The 16249-nt window shown below is 45.1% G+C and carries 9 protein-coding genes; all 9 read left to right on the top strand.

Annotated features, from left to right (window positions below):
• The first annotated feature begins 54 nt into the window (after positions 1–54).
• The 9 genes from LY28_RS00670 to LY28_RS00630 are packed head-to-tail and all read left to right on the top strand — an operon-like array spanning position 55 to position 16249.
• Complete coding sequence (locus LY28_RS00670) at positions 55–1008, top strand: ABC transporter permease (RefSeq protein WP_110460237.1); 954 nt, start codon at positions 55–57, stop codon at positions 1006–1008.
• Positions 1008–1802: an ABC transporter permease gene (locus LY28_RS00665; protein WP_110460236.1), complete on the top strand. Its 795-nt coding sequence runs from the start codon at positions 1008–1010 to the stop codon at positions 1800–1802. Before LY28_RS00670 ends, LY28_RS00665 begins: the two co-directional genes overlap by 1 nt.
• Positions 1795–2598: an ATP-binding cassette domain-containing protein gene (locus tag LY28_RS00660; RefSeq protein ID WP_110460235.1), complete on the top strand. Its 804-nt coding sequence runs from the start codon at positions 1795–1797 to the stop codon at positions 2596–2598. The genes LY28_RS00665 and LY28_RS00660 overlap by 8 nt, the downstream gene beginning before the upstream one ends.
• Positions 2565–3305 carry an ABC transporter ATP-binding protein gene (locus LY28_RS00655; RefSeq protein WP_110460234.1) on the top strand — a complete coding sequence of 247 codons (741 nt, stop codon included), beginning with the start codon at positions 2565–2567 and terminating at the stop codon, positions 3303–3305. The genes LY28_RS00660 and LY28_RS00655 overlap by 34 nt, the downstream gene beginning before the upstream one ends.
• A 32-nt stretch (positions 3306–3337) precedes the next feature.
• On the top strand, positions 3338–4933 hold the full coding sequence (locus LY28_RS00650; RefSeq protein WP_165835454.1) for an ABC transporter substrate-binding protein: 1596 nt from the start codon (positions 3338–3340) through the stop codon (positions 4931–4933).
• A 56-nt stretch (positions 4934–4989) separates the two neighbouring features.
• Positions 4990–5853: a serine O-acetyltransferase gene (locus LY28_RS00645; protein WP_110460232.1), complete on the top strand. Its 864-nt coding sequence runs from the start codon at positions 4990–4992 to the stop codon at positions 5851–5853.
• A 36-nt stretch (positions 5854–5889) separates the two neighbouring features.
• Positions 5890–7488 (top strand): (2,3-dihydroxybenzoyl)adenylate synthase, encoded by a 1599-nt coding sequence (locus tag LY28_RS00640; RefSeq protein WP_110460231.1) that lies wholly within the window; start codon positions 5890–5892, stop codon positions 7486–7488.
• Positions 7489–7502: 14 nt separating this feature from the next.
• Positions 7503–15173 (top strand): non-ribosomal peptide synthetase, encoded by a 7671-nt coding sequence (locus LY28_RS00635; protein WP_110460230.1) that lies wholly within the window; start codon positions 7503–7505, stop codon positions 15171–15173.
• Positions 15170–16249 (top strand): Gfo/Idh/MocA family oxidoreductase, encoded by a 1080-nt coding sequence (locus tag LY28_RS00630; RefSeq protein WP_110460229.1) that lies wholly within the window; start codon positions 15170–15172, stop codon positions 16247–16249. Before LY28_RS00635 ends, LY28_RS00630 begins: the two co-directional genes overlap by 4 nt.

Raw genomic sequence — 16249 nt, 5'->3', positions numbered from 1 at the left:
TAAAAAATAGAAACTGGTTAGTCTTGACTAACCGACTTTATATTGGAGGGTGCAATGAAGAAAAGTACGGGAATATTTATAGGAAAGAAAACAGGCGAGCTTTTTCTGACGCTTGTTATTGTTACAATGATTTCATTTGTCCTTATGCAGTTTTCCCCTATAGATGCAGCTACCGCTTATGCAAGGCGCAATGCTTTTGCCATAACTCCGGATACCATAAACAGCCTGAGAGAAAAGATGGGATTAAATGATTCCCTGCCTGTGCAATATTTTAATTGGGTTGCGGATTCTGTTCATTTGGATTTCGGCACTTCCTATGTAAACGGACGTGATGTTTTTACCGAGGTTACAAATGCGTTTGGCATTACAGCTTCTATTGTTTTGATTTCGGCTGTGCTTCAGGCAATAGGAATTTTGCTGGTGGGATGTATATGCTACGGCATGAGAAGAAATTGGCTGGGAAGTGTTCTTAATTTTATTTGTATTGCGGGTATATCAATACCGGCATTCTTTTTTGCGGGCACGTTTATCGATATATTCGCTGTCAGGTTTCAGTGGATGTCGGTAGCGGGAAATACCGGCTTCATGCGATATTTTCCTGCCGCACTTTGCCTGTCAATCGGGGGAATAGCTTTCTTCGGGCAGCTGCTTGCAGGGAATATCAATAAGGGAATGACGGAGGACAGTGCGGTTTATTCCAGATGCAGAGGCCTGACCGAGAAAAGAATCCTGCTTTTTCATGCTTTGCCGGGTGCCGTATACGGACTTCTGCCCAACTTTATGCAGATGCTGGGGCTTTGCATGGCAGGCTCCATGATTGTCGAACGTATATTTTCTTTGCCTGGGCTGGGATATCTGATTGTTGACAGTGTGTTATTCAGAGATTCTCCCATGATTCATGCCACTATCTTATATCTTGCGTTCTCTCTGGTTATTTTTAATATTTTATCAGATATTATAAAGCGTATATTACAGGGTGGAGCAGTAAATTCGGAGGTGAAGGGCTGATGAAAAATAAAATAAATATAATTTTACCTGCTGCTGTTATTCTTTTCTGCCTTTTTGGTTTTCTGCTGGCCGCTCATAATCCGAAGGAAACAAATATCATGAACAAGTTTATGGAACCCGCATTACAGTATCCCTTCGGCACTGATGAATTAGGAAGGTGTGTTTTTTCAAGAGTCCTGTGGGGAGGCTGGGTTACAATAGGCATCGTATTAGCGGGTTCGGCTATTGTAGCTGTGTTTGGAAGTATTATCGGACTGCTTTTAGGACAGAGCTCCTCTGTTAAAAATCTTGTAATGGATAGTCTGCTGAATGCGGTTACGGCTATTCCGCCTATTGCATATCTGATTATTTTTATAGGGATTTGGGGAAACAGTATCCCCACTATGCTTGTTGCTCTTACGGCATCGCTGATACTCAGAATGATAAAGCTGGTGAAGACCCTGACGGAGGTCGAAATGGAAAAGGCGTATATCATGTGTGCTGTTTCCTGCGGTGCGGGAAGAGCCAGAGTTTTGTTCGTGCATATTCTCCCGAACATAATAAAGGGAGGAATTATTCATTTCCTGTGTCTGTCCTGTGCCGAAATGATTATGGCTATTTCTGGTTTTTCCTTTATAGGACTGAGCCTCGGGGATGATGTGATAGACTGGGGTACGATGCTGGCTTCTGCCAGAAATATGATAGGAATGAGGCCTATGCTTCTTTTTTACCCTATATTCTTTATTTTTCTTAGTACAGTTTCCTTTAATCTGCTGGGTAAACAGCTGGAAAAGGGGGAAACTGCCAATGCTTGAAATTAAGAAGCTTTCCGTTGAAGGAAAAAATAACAAAAAGCTTTTAAAAAAAATAGACTTCTCGGTCAGACCGGGAGAATATATAGGGCTTACCGGTTCCAGCGGTGCCGGTAAAACCACCCTGATAAAAGCGATAATGGGGATTCTTGATTATAACTGCAGGATTGTAAACGGAAGTATCATGCTTGATGGAACAGCCTTAACGGATTTATCCGCTAAGGAGCGCAGAGAGCTTTGCGGAATTACTATGGGGTTTATACCCCAGAATCCCATGACGGCTTTTGACAGACACAAAAAAATCGGTAAGCTGATGGAGGAAACATACCGCATCAGGCTGGGCATACCGCGCAGAGAGGCTGACGAGCTAGCAGCTGAAACACTGAGGGCGGTAAATTTAACGGATGTAAGCAGGGTTAAGGCTTCTTATCCGGGGCAGTTATCCGGAGGTATGCTGCAAAGGGTAACAGTGGCTATTTTATGGGGCTTAAAACCGCGTTATATTTTGGCGGATGAACCGACCTCGGCATTGGATGAAAAAAACCGTGACATTTTATTGGAGCTGCTTAAGGAAAATCCCGAAAAGGCGGGAATTGTTTTTTTGTCCCATGATGCAAAGGCTTTGAAAATGTTATGCAAACAGATAATGGTGATGGAGAACGGCGCTTTGGTTGAAAGGCAGACGGTCGAAGAGCTGTTCAGGCACCCTGTGAATGAGTGGACAAAAAAATTTATTATATCTGCAAATATGGAAGAGGGCGGTGAGTGGATTTGGAAGGAATTGAAATATCCAATGTGACAAAGAGGTATCTTGATACAAGAGGAGATGCCTTTACTGCACTGAACGAGGTTTCCCTTTCGTGGAGGCCTAAGGAAAATCTGGCTGTAATAGGAGAAAGCGGCTCAGGAAAAAGTACATTGGCAAGATTGATAGCCGGCTTGGAAAAACCAACGGAAGGAATTATTAAAATAGAAGGCAAGGATATTGCACAGTGGGATTTCCGCAGGTGGCGCAGGGAGAGGAAGCATATTCAGGCAGTTTTTCAGGATGCGTCGGGAACAATGAATCCGGCATATTCTGTCTACCGGAATATAGAGGAGGCCTTGCTGAATCTTACTGAGCTAAGCCGCAGCCAGAGAAAAAAAAGGATATACGAGCTTTTAGACATGGTAAATATCAGCCCTGAATTGCTGAAAACTCCAGTCCGTCAGCTATCGGGAGGAGAACAGAGAAGATTGTCTCTGATTCGGGCACTTTCCATCCATCCTGAGTATCTGATACTGGATGAAGTGACAAGCGGCTTGGATCTGCTTTCATCGGATGCGGTATTGTCTGTTCTGGAAAAATATCATAAGGAATCCGGCTGTGCATATCTTATGATTACTCACGATAAGCAGAATGCTTACAGGATATCCGACCGTATACTGGAAATGCAGAAGGGCAAAATTGTAAGAATGGGCGAAAGAACAGAAATTAAGGCAAAAGCAGAAAAGAAATGCAGTTAAACACAATTTACAAAAAAATTTGGAGGGAAAATATGAAAAAAAGAATAATCTTGTCGGGCTTGCTTTCTATATGTATGTTTTTTACTGCCTGCAGCAATTCGGCAGAAGTTGCAGGCACTCCCGAGGATACCGGAAGGGTGCTGAAAATGGCTATTGCCTCGGAAACTACACTTTTATCTCCTTTGTACATGGGAAACTCAAATTTTTGTACGGCTACACTCGTGTATGAAAACCTTGTTAATTACGAGGACGGCAAAATAGTGCCGGGTCTTGCCGAGAGCTGGAAGTTCAGCGAGGATGGCCGCAAGCTTACCTTTCACCTTAGACCCAATGCTGTTTTTCATGACGGCAAGCCGTGCAATGCCGAAGCAGTAAAGGCAAATTTGGAGCATAAGCACTCAAATCCCAGCTTTTATACATTGAAAGCGGTCACTGATTTTGAAAGCATAGAAGTGGTGGATGATACCACCTTAACCATCAATTATACCCATCCTTATTTTGCTTATTTGAATGATTTCTGCTGGCAGGATGTAATGACAATTGTTTCTCCTGATTTGCTGATAGCCGGTGATTTCCAGACTGTTAAGGGTGTTGTGGGTACAGGACCTTATGTATATGATGAAATTGTCTCGGGGCAGTATACACGTTTTGTCAGAAACGAAAGCTATTGGGGTGAAAAACCGTATTATGATGAAATTCTTGTAAAATACATACCGGATTCTGCTTCACGTATTCAGGCACTAAAGACCGGAGAAATAGATATGATTTACGGAAGTGCCCTGATGAGCTATGAGGAATACAGGCAGGCATCGGCAATACCCGGAATGAAGGGACAGATAGCGGATAAGGACACAAGAGCAAGAGATATCACCTTGAATGCTTCAAGGCCGGGACTTTCGGATTTGAAGGTACGTCAGGCAATTGCTTATGGCATCAACAAGGATGAAATTTCAGAAGGCCTTACCTATGGCTATGAAGGAAAGGCGGAAATACCCTTTACTCTTGACTCACCGTATTCTGACATTCCTCTTGAAAAGGTTTACAGCTACAATCAGGATAAAGCAAAGGAACTGCTGGATGAAGCCGGATGGCTTATGAATGAAGCCACAGGCGTCAGAGAAAAGGATGGAAAGCCTTTAAAGCTTTTGCTGACTATGGATGCATCCTTTGATTCCTTGAACAAATCCCTTGCAACACTTCTGCAAAGCCAGCTTTCCAAGATAGGCGCGGAAGTCAGCATAAAAGGAATGGAACAAATGGAATGGTACAGCTGTTTTGTCGAGGGAAGCTTTGACATTACAATCTGGCAGCCTCAGTATGCATATGCTTCACCTCACTGCTGGTTTACGCCTATGGACTCGACTACGCCGCAAACAGCCTCGTTAAAAGGAATGAAGGATTCAAAAGAATTTCTGGATAAAATCAAGGAAACAACTCAGACAGATAACAAGGATAAGCTTACAGAATTGTTCACCTATCTGTACAATTACGATCTGGGCAATGTAATTGATATACCTTTGACCTACTCCAAGGATATGATTGTGTATAACAGCAGTAAAATCGGAGGGTATTCCTTCAAGGGCACTCCCTGCTTCTTTGATGTAAGTGATTTAAAACAGGCAGAATAAAAAAGGCTGTGACAGTTCACATGTGTTAAGCCGTAAAATCCGGCTCGGAGGATAGGATGAAGGAAATAACAGCGGATTATATTATAAGCAACTGTAAGGAATTTGCTTCACATAATAAAATTTCAGCGGCATTTTGCTGTGATAATGAAATATACGTTCTAATCAAGACCTTGAGGCAGCTGCTGTTTCCCGAATATTTGCTGCCTGACGAAGGGGAGGCTGTAAGAAAGCTTTATCTTAATAAGCTAGACAAATTGGAAATTATATTAAATAAGATATTCAAGAACTATCAGCCTGCGGAAAATATGAAGCCTCATGATGAGCTGACAGAGAGCTTTATCGGAAGCCTGCCCGCATTAAGAGAAATCTCAATGACGGATATTAAGGCTGCATATGAGGGTGACCCTGCCGCTGTCAGCTTTCAGGAAATCCTTCTTTGCTATCCCGGAGTATTTGCGGTAAATGTATACAGGATAGCCCATTTGTTTTATTGCATGAGAGTACCGCTTGTGCCGAGACTTATAGGAGAATATGCCCATGCAAAAACAGGGATAGATATTCATCCTGCTGTCAAAATAGGAGCGCATTTTTTTATCGACCACGGTACAGGTGTGGTAATCGGAGAAACAACAGAAATCGGCAGCCATGTAAAAATATATCAGGGAGTTACTCTGGGGGCTATTTCCACTGCCAGCGGACAGAAGCTGAAGGATGTGAAAAGACATCCGACAATCAGGGATTTTGTCACGATATATGCGGGAGCCACAATACTGGGAGGAAATACGGTCATAGAGGAGGGCGCAGTGATAGGAAGCAATGTATTTATCACCGATTCAATTCCCAAGGATAAAAAGGTGATATTGGAAGCACAGAAGCTGATAATAAGGAACAGAAATAACAGGTGTATGGAGAGCGGATAGAAAAAACGAGGAACCGGGAATGGAGGATTAGTGATAATGCAGAACAAAAGATATATAAAAAAGCTTGAGCAGTATGAAGGTCTGGAAGGCTGGAACAGGATGCCTCTTGGGCGTCAGCTGGAAATATGGGCGGACGGATACGGAGACAATACGGCGGTAAGTGATGAGAATGGAGAAATTACATACAGGGAATTAAATGAAAAGGCGGAAAAAATGGCATACGGGTTTCTGGACAGAGGCATCGGCAACGGTAAAAAGGTTCTTGTGCAGCTTCCAAACCGAATCTCCTTTGTAATTGCCGCTTTTGCACTGGCGAAGGCGGGAGCGGTTCCGATTATGGCACTGCCTGCACACAGGGAAGCGGAGCTGAGCGGAATCATGGAGCTGGCAAGGCCCGTTGCTTATATTACCGCAGACAAATATCTTGGATATGATTATATGCCTATGGCTAAAATGCTTGAGGAGAAATATGATTTTCTGGAGCATGTTATTATAGACGGAAAGCAGGAAAACAAGGAGGAATTGACGGCTATAGAGGGTGAAAAAAGGGAGCTGCCGGAGGTTGACGGCTATAGTACTGCCTTTCTGCTTCTGTCGGGAGGCACTACAGGCATTCCTAAATTAATTCCAAGAACTCATGCGGATTACCTGTACAATGCCAGAATGTCGGCAAAGCGATGCCGCATGAATGAAAACAGCGTCTATCTTGCTTCCCTGCCGGTTGCTCATAATTTTCCCCTTTGCTGCCCGGGACTGCTGGGCACCCTTGATAAGGGAGGAAAAGTGGTGCTTTGTGCAAATACAAGCCCCGATGAAATTTTGTCGCTGATAACTGAAGAAAAGGTGACAATTACAGCTTTAGTGCCGGCAATGGTTACAGTTTGCATGGAAATGCTGGAGCTTGATGAGGAATATGATATATCGAGCCTTAAAATATTGCAGGTTGGAGGTGCTTTGCTGGAGGATACTCTGGCAGACAGAATTATTGCTGAGTGGCCGTGCAAGCTTATGCAGGTTTTCGGAACAGCCGAAGGGCTGCTTTGCTTTACAGGCTTGGAGGATAGTGACGGGATTGTTGCAAGGTGTCAGGGGACTCCTGTTTCACCGGCGGATGAAATACGAATTGTGGATGAAAGCGGCAAAGAGGTCAAGGACGGGGAGTATGGAGAGCTTTTGTCAAGAGGGCCTTATACCATTGATGCATATTATATGGCAGACGAGGCAAATGAAACGAGCTTTACCTCCGACGGCTTTTACCGCACCGGCGACCGTGCCATGCGTACAGGGGAAGGAAACCTGCGTATGGGCGGCAGAATTAAGGAGCAGATTAACAGGGCGGGAGAAAAAATATTGCCTGCCGAGATAGAGGCGTATTTGTGCAGGTACGGAAAAATCAAGGAGGCTGCTGTCGTAGGTGTTAAAGATGAGGTTCTGGGAAACAGGAGCTGCGCTTTTATATTGGCCGAGGACGGAGAAAGCCTTGAGCTGGGGGAAATACACCGTTATTTGCAGGAGCTGGGGGTTGCGGCATATAAATATCCGGACCAATTGGAGATATTGGAGTTCTGGCCTCTTACCAGTGTGGGCAAGATAGATAAGAAGGTGCTGGCAGATATGGCGGTATCAAATAAATAAAATGAGGTAAAGCTATGGAATACAGAGAGATTAAAGACCAGATAATAGAGAAGCTTGCCGTTCCCAAAGACTTTGACGATTCTCAGAATCTTCTGGAATTAGGCTTGAACTCCCTGCAGGTAATGAGACTTGTGAACCAGTGGAGAAAAAAGGGCATCAAGGTACAGTTCGGCGATTTATTGGAGCATCCTACCTTCGCAGAATGGTGGATTAGAATACAAGCAGGGAAAAAGAAAAAAGAGGAAGCTGTTAATCAGGAAAGAGCGGCAAAGGCGGAGCTTTTCAAGCCATTTCCGCTCACAGAGGTACAGTATGCCTATAAAATAGGGCGCGGAGAGGATCAGGAGCTGGGAGGAATAGGCTGCCATGCATATCTTGAATTTGACGGACAGGGAGTAGAGGCGGAAAGACTGGAAAAGGCATGGAGACAGGTGCAGTATCATCATCCTATGCTGCGTGCAAGATTTTTGGAGGACGGTACGCAGGAGATAATGGATAAGCCGTATTCGGAAGCTATTGCAGTAATTGACCTGAGAAGTGAGACCGATGCTTCCGCGGCGGAAGGCAGATTGCTTGACATACGCGAAGGCCTTTCCCACAGGAAATTAAACGTAAGGGAAGGTCAGGTGGCGGGAATTACTTTGAGCATAATGCCCGAGGGGAAAACACGCATCCATTTTGACTTGGATTTGCTGGTTGCCGATGTCCAGAGTCTGCAAATATTACTGCGTGATTTGGCTTGTGCCTATATGGGAAGAGCCTTGCCTGAAAACTCAAAGGATTGGAGCTTTGCGGCTTATTTGGATATGCAGGCCGGAGAGGAAAAGGCGGACAGGAAAAAAGCCGGGGAATATTGGAGGGAAAGGCTAAGGAGTCTGCCGGGAGGACCGGAGCTTCCGCTTGCAAGAAAGCCGTCTCGGGTCACGCAAACCAGATTTTTCAGAAGAATAATCAGGCTGGACAGAGAAATATGGGACGGTCTGCAGCAAAAAGCGGCACAGGAACACACCACTCCGGCTATGCTGCTGTTATCTGCTTATGCTATGGTTCTCGGACGCTGGAGCAGTACAAAGAACTTTCTTATAAATATACCCCTGTTCAATAGAAAAACAGAATATAAAGAAATAGAAGATGCGGTGGCGGACTTTACAAACTTATTATTGCTGGAAGTGGATTTGAGAAAGCATCAGACCTTCCGGCAATTTTTAGACACTGTACAGAGCAGGATGCACGAGGATATGAAATATGCAATATATTCCGGAGTACAGGTTCAGAGGGATCTGGCTCAAATGCACGGAGGGCATCAAAGTACCGCTCCCGTTGTATTTGCGTGCAATCTGGGGACACCCTTGCTTAATACGGAGTTCAAAAAAAATCTGGGTGAATTTTCATATATGATTTCCCAGACTCCGCAGGTATGGCTGGATTTTCAGACCTATGAGGATGAAAACGGGCTGATGCTTACCTGGGATACCGTTGATGAGCTTTTCCCCGAGGGAATGATAAAGGATATGCTGAAAGGCTTTGAGGCTTGTCTGCATCAGCTGTATGAAATGGATTGGAATCAATGGTTTGATGTAATGCCGGAATATCAGAAGGAGTTTATAAGAAAGGAATGTGAAGTAAAAAGGCCAAAAGGTTCTGAATGCCTGCATAACGCCTTCATAAGAATTGCGGAGGAATATCCCGATAGAATTGCCCTGATAGCCTCAGGAGAGGGAGAAACTCTCACTTACGGCAGACTGGCAGAGGAAGCCTTGAGGACAGCGGCCTTTCTTGTAAATAAGGAGGTTGAAAAAAGTCCGGTTGCGGTATCGCTTCAAAGAGGAAGGCAGCAGCTTGCCGCAATTTTGGGAATCCTGCTTTCCGGTAATTTTTATGTGCCGGTTAGTCTCAACCAACCGGAAGAGAGAAGAAAGCTTATACACAAAAAAACTGGGATATATTATGCAATTACAGACAAAGGGCATGAAAAGGCGGTTGCATGGCCTGAAGGTACAACTGTTTGGACCTTTGAGGAAATGAAGGAGGAAGAACCGCTGAAGCATATGCCGGATATTAAGCCGGAGGATACCGCATACATAATCATGACCTCGGGCACCACGGGACTTCCAAAGGGAGTGGAAATTTCACACGGAAGCGCATGGAATACAATATCTGATGTTAACAGCAGGTACGAAATATCGGAAAAGGACAGTGCCTTGGCTGTATCGGCCGCCGATTTCGATTTGTCTGTATACGATATATTCGGTATTCTCGGCAGCGGAGGCAGGCTTGTCCTTATACCGGAGGATAAAAGCCGGGATGCGGGCTTCTGGCTTGAGCAGGTAATAAAATATGGTATAACCCTTTGGAATTCCGTTCCTGTGCTGCTTGAGATGCTTCTTGTTACGGCTGAGGCACATAGCTGTATGCTGCCTCTTAGAAAGGTGCTGCTTTCAGGAGACTGGATCGGTATGGATTTGCCTGAGAGAGTCAATAAGCTGACAGAGAGCTGCAGGTTTATTTCTATGGGCGGTGCCACCGAGGCAAGCATTTGGTCAAACCATATTGAAGTGAAGCTGCCTATGCCTGCGCATTGGAAATCCATACCTTACGGGCGACCATTGTCCAATCAGTGCTACCGCATCGTGGCAGATAACGGTGAGGATGCGCCTTTTTGGTCTGAAGGCGAGCTGTGGATTGGAGGATGCGGAGTTGCCAAAGGATACCGGGGGGATGAGACCTTAACAAAGGAAAAATTTCCTGAGGATGCTATGGGAAGATGGTACAGAACCGGTGATAAGGGAAGGTTCTGGCCGGATGGAACCATTGAGTTCCTTGGACGAAAGGATTTTCAGGTAAAAATCCGGGGACACAGGATAGAATTAGGTGAAATCGAAGCAGCGCTGAAGTCTGTGGAGGGAGTGCGGAATGCGGTTGTGGAGGTCGCCAGGCGTACGGAGGGCGATAATTATTTAATTGCGTATCTGGAAACGGGAAATGAAAGAAAGGCTCCCTTGTATAAGGAATGCTCCGAGCCTGCGGATGAGCAGGATAAGGCTTGGGCGGACTTGTCACAGGAGGACGTGGATTTCAGTCCGCAGCAGAAGGAACGGTTTTCAGCGGCTATGGATACCGCGGATAAAAATAGCTGCTCACTTATGCTTGAAACGCTTACAGCGCTGGGAGCATTTTGCGGCAGCAATAAGGTGCTGACATATGAGCAAATACTTGAAACGTGCAATATTGCTAAGGACCAAAGGCTGACAGTAAAAAGCTGGTTAAAGGCTCTGACAAAGTCGGGATACCTTGACAAAAATGAGGAAGGCTACAAATTGCCCTCCCGTATAAATAAAGAAGAAAGCAATTCAAAGATAGAAGAGGCTGGAGCAGCTTATATGGAAAGGCTGAAGCCCTACCTGCCGGAAATTTTAAGCGAAGGAAGAGAACCTATTGAAATATTCTATATGGAAAACGGAGGGCTGACACCTAATGATTTACTGAATCTTATTCCCGGCTATGACCTTGTAATTAAAGAGCTTATACGGAGGCTTGGAATTTTTGCAAGGAATAAGGACGGAAAAAACCTCCGAATATTGGAATACGGAACAAGAAACAGGAGAGTGACCGAAGAAATACTGGCTTCTCTCAACTGCGGGGAAATAGAATATACCTGTGGCGATTCCTCCTTGTTTTTTGCCGGCGATGCTCAGGCATTGGAGACAAAATATCCATTTGTAAGGTTCAAGGCTCTGGATATGCAAGAACCGGAGGGTATGCAAAATCAGGAATATGATTGTATTATTGCGGTGAATTCCTTTCACCGGTCAAATTGCAGCCTGGATATCTGCAGGCATGCTTCCCGGCTGCTGTCTCCGTCAGGAATTCTTTTTATGGCGGAATTTACAGCGGATACCTGCTTGCAGGAAATTACCGCCAGAGTACTGGAAAGCGGTGAGCGTGGAATATTCCTGCCGGCGGCGGAGGAGTGGGCGTCAAAATTATCTGAGGCAGGGTTTGAAAAGGTAAGCTGCTATCCTAAGAAAGGAAGCTTGTGCGGCAGCAATATCATCCTTGCAAGGAACGGCAGAAAGAAGCATGAGCTGGATGAAATGCTCATACGTGAATATTTAAGCAAGCGCTTGCCTGAATATATGATACCGAAGATTTATTATGCTATTGATAAGCTTCCGCTGAATTTAAACGGCAAAATAGACAGGAAAGCGTTAAGACAGTCTGAGGAGGAGAAGGCAGGGCAAAGCATAAAAGCGCCTGTACGGATGACAGACACCGAGGAGAGGCTGGCTGGGCTGTGGAATAAGATCTTCTGTATGGACGGGATAGGAATTGATGATAATTACTTTGTGCTGGGAGGGGATTCACTAACCGCTACAAGGCTGATTGCCGGAATTAAGGAGGAATTTAATTTAGAGCTTTCCATAGGGAAAATATTTGACAGAGTGACCATACGGGAGCAGGCACAGATGCTCGACAGTCTTTCGGCTGACAGCAGGGAAGCCTCGGATATGGGAAGTACCCTGCAGGCAGTGCCCGATAAGGAGCATGAGAATGAGCCCTTTCCGCTGACAAGCGTACAGCAGGCATACTGGATAGGCAGAAGCGGCTATTATGAGCTGGGGCAGGTTTCAACCCATTGCTATTTTGAGCTGGACTGTACGGAGGTGGATATTTTAAGGCTGCAAAAGGCATGGAACAGTATGATTGCTTATCATGGAATGATGAGAGCCGTTATTTTGCCGGATGGAAGGCAGCAGATACTGAAAACGGTTCCGGAGTATAAAATAGAAGCTCTTCATCTGGAAAATGAGGAGGAGGCCTATGCCGTCAGGGAGCTGGAGGAAATAAGGAGCAGACTGTCCCATCAGGTTATAACAACAGATATCTGGCCTTTGTTTGAGGTAAGGGTCACTGTAATGAAGGAAGGAAAAACAAGAATACATATCAGCTTTGATAATCTTATTTTTGACGGCTGGAGCATGTTCCGCCTGCTTGGAGAATGGGCGGAAAGATACAGAGAGGAAAAAGAGGAATATCCTGTACTGCAATTATCCTTCAGGGATTATGTACTGGGACTGGAGAAAATTTCCGGGACAGAACGCTATGAGCGGGATAAAGGGTATTGGACACAAAGAATTTCCACATTGCCGGCGGCACCTGAGCTTCCTTTGGCAAAGAAAGAGGAGGAAATTAAAAATCAGTGCTTTGTAAGGAGAAGCACCGTGCTCAGCTGTGAGGAATGGGACTGCCTGAAGCAAACCGCCGGAGAAATGGGAGTGACTCCTTCCGTACTCTTGCTTACGGCATATGGTGAGGTGCTTCGCAGATGGAGTTCAAATGACGATTTTACCGTAAATCTTACACAGTTTAACAGAGAGCCTCTTCATCCTCAGACAGAGCAGCTTGTAGGTGATTTTACCACATTAATCCTGCTTGAAATGAGCAACGGCAGGGAGGACAGCTTTTCAGGCAGGGCAAGGAGGGTGCAGGAACAGCTTTCCGGAGATTTGGACCATACCCTTTACAGTGCGGTTGATGTAGAGCGTGAATTGAAAAAGAGGAATAAAAATATAAAAAGCTCGGTTATGCCGGTTGTTTTCACAAGCGGTCTGGGTATGGAGCAGTGGAAAAAGGGAAAATGGGTAGGAGACCTTGTTTATAATGTATCCCAGACACCTCAGGTATGGCTTGACCATCAGGTGGTGGAGTATGACGGGGAGCTGTGCCTGTTCTGGGATTCCGTTGATGAGCTTTTTCATCCGGGTATGCTGGATGAAATGTTCAGGGCATATGTTGAGCTTTTGCAGGCGATGTCAGCCGATAAAAGTATTATTTTCAGGGAAAGCCGCAGTCTTGTACAAATACCTGTTTCGAAGGAGAGACAGCTTGCAAATGAAACAAAGCGGGAATTGGCAGAAAAAACTCTGGATGAATTGTTTCTGGAGGCGGCAGCCCTGTATCCTGAAAAAACAGCGGTTGTCAGCGGGGATTACCGTATTTCCTACAGAGAATTGAAGGAAAAGGCTTTGTTTATTTGCAGGCAGCTTCTGGGCAGACAGGTCAAGAGGGAGGAAGCGGTTGCCGTTTTGATGGATAAGGGCTGGGAACAGGTTTTATCCGTATATGGAGTATTATTTGCAGGTGCGGCATATTTGCCGCTGGACGTAAATAATCCGGCAGAGCGCCTGAAAAAGATTTTAAAGGACAGCAACACAAAAAGGGTTCTGGTAAAAAAGGATTTCTTGCTTGAAAATGAGTGGATAAATGAATGGGATTGCATCATTGCGGACGGAGTGGGCATATGTACGGAGGATGCCCTGATACAAAGCAAGCAGCCGGATGCGCTTGCATATATCATATATACCTCCGGCAGCACAGGGCTTCCAAAGGGTGTAATGATTACCCACAGGGGAGCTGTCAATACCATAGCGGATATTAATTCAAAATACGGCATTACTCATGAGGATTCTGTCCTTGCCCTTTCAAACCTGCATTTTGATTTATCGGTATATGATATCTCCGGTGTGCTGGCAAAAGGCGGAAAGGTAGTTATACCTGACAGCAAAGGGCTAAAGAATCCCGAACATTGGGCAGAGCTGATGAATTGTGAAAAAATAACCCTGTGGAACACTGTTCCGGCATTTATGGAAATGCTTTTAGAATATAACCAAGGCAGTAATAAATTGCAGGGGAGCTATTTAAGATATGCTTTTCTGAGCGGTGACTGGATAGCTTGCTCACTGCCCGGAAAAATTTATGCCGCTTTTGAAAGGGTTAGGGTGATAGCCCTCGGAGGTGCGACGGAAGCGTCAATCTGGTCTAATGATTTTCCTGTGCCGCAGGAAATACCGGATACATGGAAAAGTATTCCTTACGGCAAGCCGCTGGCAAATCAAAGATTTTATGTCTTGGACTCTCTTTTGCTGGACTGCCCGGAGGGTGTTCCCGGAATGCTGTATATAGCCGGAGCTTCGGTTGCAAAAGGATATCTGAATGACAAGGAAAAAACTGAGGAAAAATTTATATGGCATGAGGAGAAGAAGGAACGCTTGTATTGCACAGGCGATATGGGGAAATACCGGGCAGACGGCAATATAGAATTTTTGGGCAGACAGGATTCTCAGGTCAAGCTAAACGGATACAGGGTAGAGCTGGGAGAGATTGAGAATACCGTCAAGGAGCTTGAGGGCGTAAGGAATGCAGCAGCTGTCACTGATACTAAAAACGGAAGCAGACTGATACTTGCGGTTGCGGGTGACAAAGAACTGAAGGCTGAAACGATAGGTATTCTTATGAAATCGAAGCTGCCTGACTATATGCTTGCCGATGATATTTTGATACTGGAGGAGCTTCCTCTCTCCGTAAACGGTAAAATTGACAGGAATAAAATTATTGATTTGACAAAGGACAGGAGGCTTCAGCCGGCAGACAATAAGCGGAGCCGTCCGAAAACGGAGGCTCAGGAAAGAGTTCTGAAAATATGGGAGGAAGTGCTTGAATACCAGAATGCCATGATAGAGGACAACTTTTTCGAAAGCGGAGGGAATTCCCTTCAAGCTATAAAATTGGTGAACAAATTAAGCCTTGCTTTTGAAAAGGAAATATTAATGGATACTATTTTTGATAACCCCACTCTTCAGGAATTGGCTGCAAGCCTTGAAGAAAACGGAGGTGGACAGGAATGAGAAAGCTGAAAACCGTTGTGTGCGGAAGTACCTTCGGGCAGTTTTATCTGGAAGCCCTGTCAAGGGATAAGGAACACTTTGAGCTGTGCGGACTGGTTGCGGGAGGAAGCGAAAGGTCGGAAAAGTGCGCAGAAAATTATGGAATAAAGCTGTATAACGGAATAAGGGCTTTGCCGGAGGATATTGATTTGGCCTGCGTGGTGCTGCGCTCCAATGTATTGGGGGGAAAGGGGACAGAGCTGGCTGTGGAGCTGATGAAAAAAGGGATTCATGTTTTACAGGAGCATCCTATCCATCCAAAGGATTTGATATTTTGCTATAGGACAGCAAAGGAAAGCAAGGTGTTTTTTAAGACGGGAAATCTATATGCAAACCTGCCCGAGGTAAAAAAATTCACACGCTGTGCTCAGGAATTAAACAGGAGGCAAAAACCGGCTTACATAAATGTAAGAATGGCAGCACAGGTTTCATATCCGGGGATAGAAATACTGATGCAGGCTATGGGCTCCATTCATAAATGGAGCCTGAAAAGCAGTGTTAAGGATAACGGACCCTTTGTGATACTGAGCGGAACTCTTGATGATATACCTGTTACCTTTGAGATACATAATGAAATATATCCTCAGGACCCGGACAATCACATGTACCTGCTGCACAGCATTTCATTTGTATACAAAAGCGGAAGGCTGACTCTGGAGGATACCTTCGGACCTGTTATATGGAATCCAAGAATGCATGTTTCAACAGAGCTATATGAGCGCGGAAAGGTTACAGGGAGCTTTCCGGAGTACATGAAGGAGGTATCGGCCTCTGTGCTGGGAGAGTTTGAAGGCTGCTCCTTTCAGAGGCTTATGGAGGAGGTATGGACACAGGCGGTTCTGGGGGATGCTCTTTCTATGCGCGGATTTGTTCTGGAGGAGGAAAATTATGCCTGCAAGGCTCAAAGAGAAATAATGTGCTCTCAGATATGGAACGAAATCACAAAGGATATGGGATATGCAAAAATGATTGAAAACTGCAGGCATTGTGTGGTTACTGCAAAGGAACTTGAGGCTGTGATAGAAGCGGCAGAATAG

The sequence above is a fragment of the Ruminiclostridium sufflavum DSM 19573 genome (assembly GCF_003208175.1).
GTDB lineage: Bacteria > Bacillota > Clostridia > Acetivibrionales > DSM-1351 > Ruminiclostridium > Ruminiclostridium sufflavum.
This window is presented reverse-complemented; position numbering and strand designations above follow the sequence as displayed.

Coding starts and splice junctions, on each gene's coding strand:
- LY28_RS00670 (WP_110460237.1), top strand. CDS start 55: ATGAAGAAAAGTACGGGAATATTTATAGGAAAGAAAACAGGCGAGCTT.
- LY28_RS00665 (WP_110460236.1), top strand. CDS start 1,008: ATGAAAAATAAAATAAATATAATTTTACCTGCTGCTGTTATTCTTTTC.
- LY28_RS00660 (WP_110460235.1), top strand. CDS start 1,795: ATGCTTGAAATTAAGAAGCTTTCCGTTGAAGGAAAAAATAACAAAAAG.
- LY28_RS00650 (WP_165835454.1), top strand. CDS start 3,338: ATGAAAAAAAGAATAATCTTGTCGGGCTTGCTTTCTATATGTATGTTT.
- LY28_RS00645 (WP_110460232.1), top strand. CDS start 4,990: ATGAAGGAAATAACAGCGGATTATATTATAAGCAACTGTAAGGAATTT.
- LY28_RS00640 (WP_110460231.1), top strand. CDS start 5,890: ATGCAGAACAAAAGATATATAAAAAAGCTTGAGCAGTATGAAGGTCTG.
- LY28_RS00635 (WP_110460230.1), top strand. CDS start 7,503: ATGGAATACAGAGAGATTAAAGACCAGATAATAGAGAAGCTTGCCGTT.
- LY28_RS00630 (WP_110460229.1), top strand. CDS start 15,170: ATGAGAAAGCTGAAAACCGTTGTGTGCGGAAGTACCTTCGGGCAGTTT.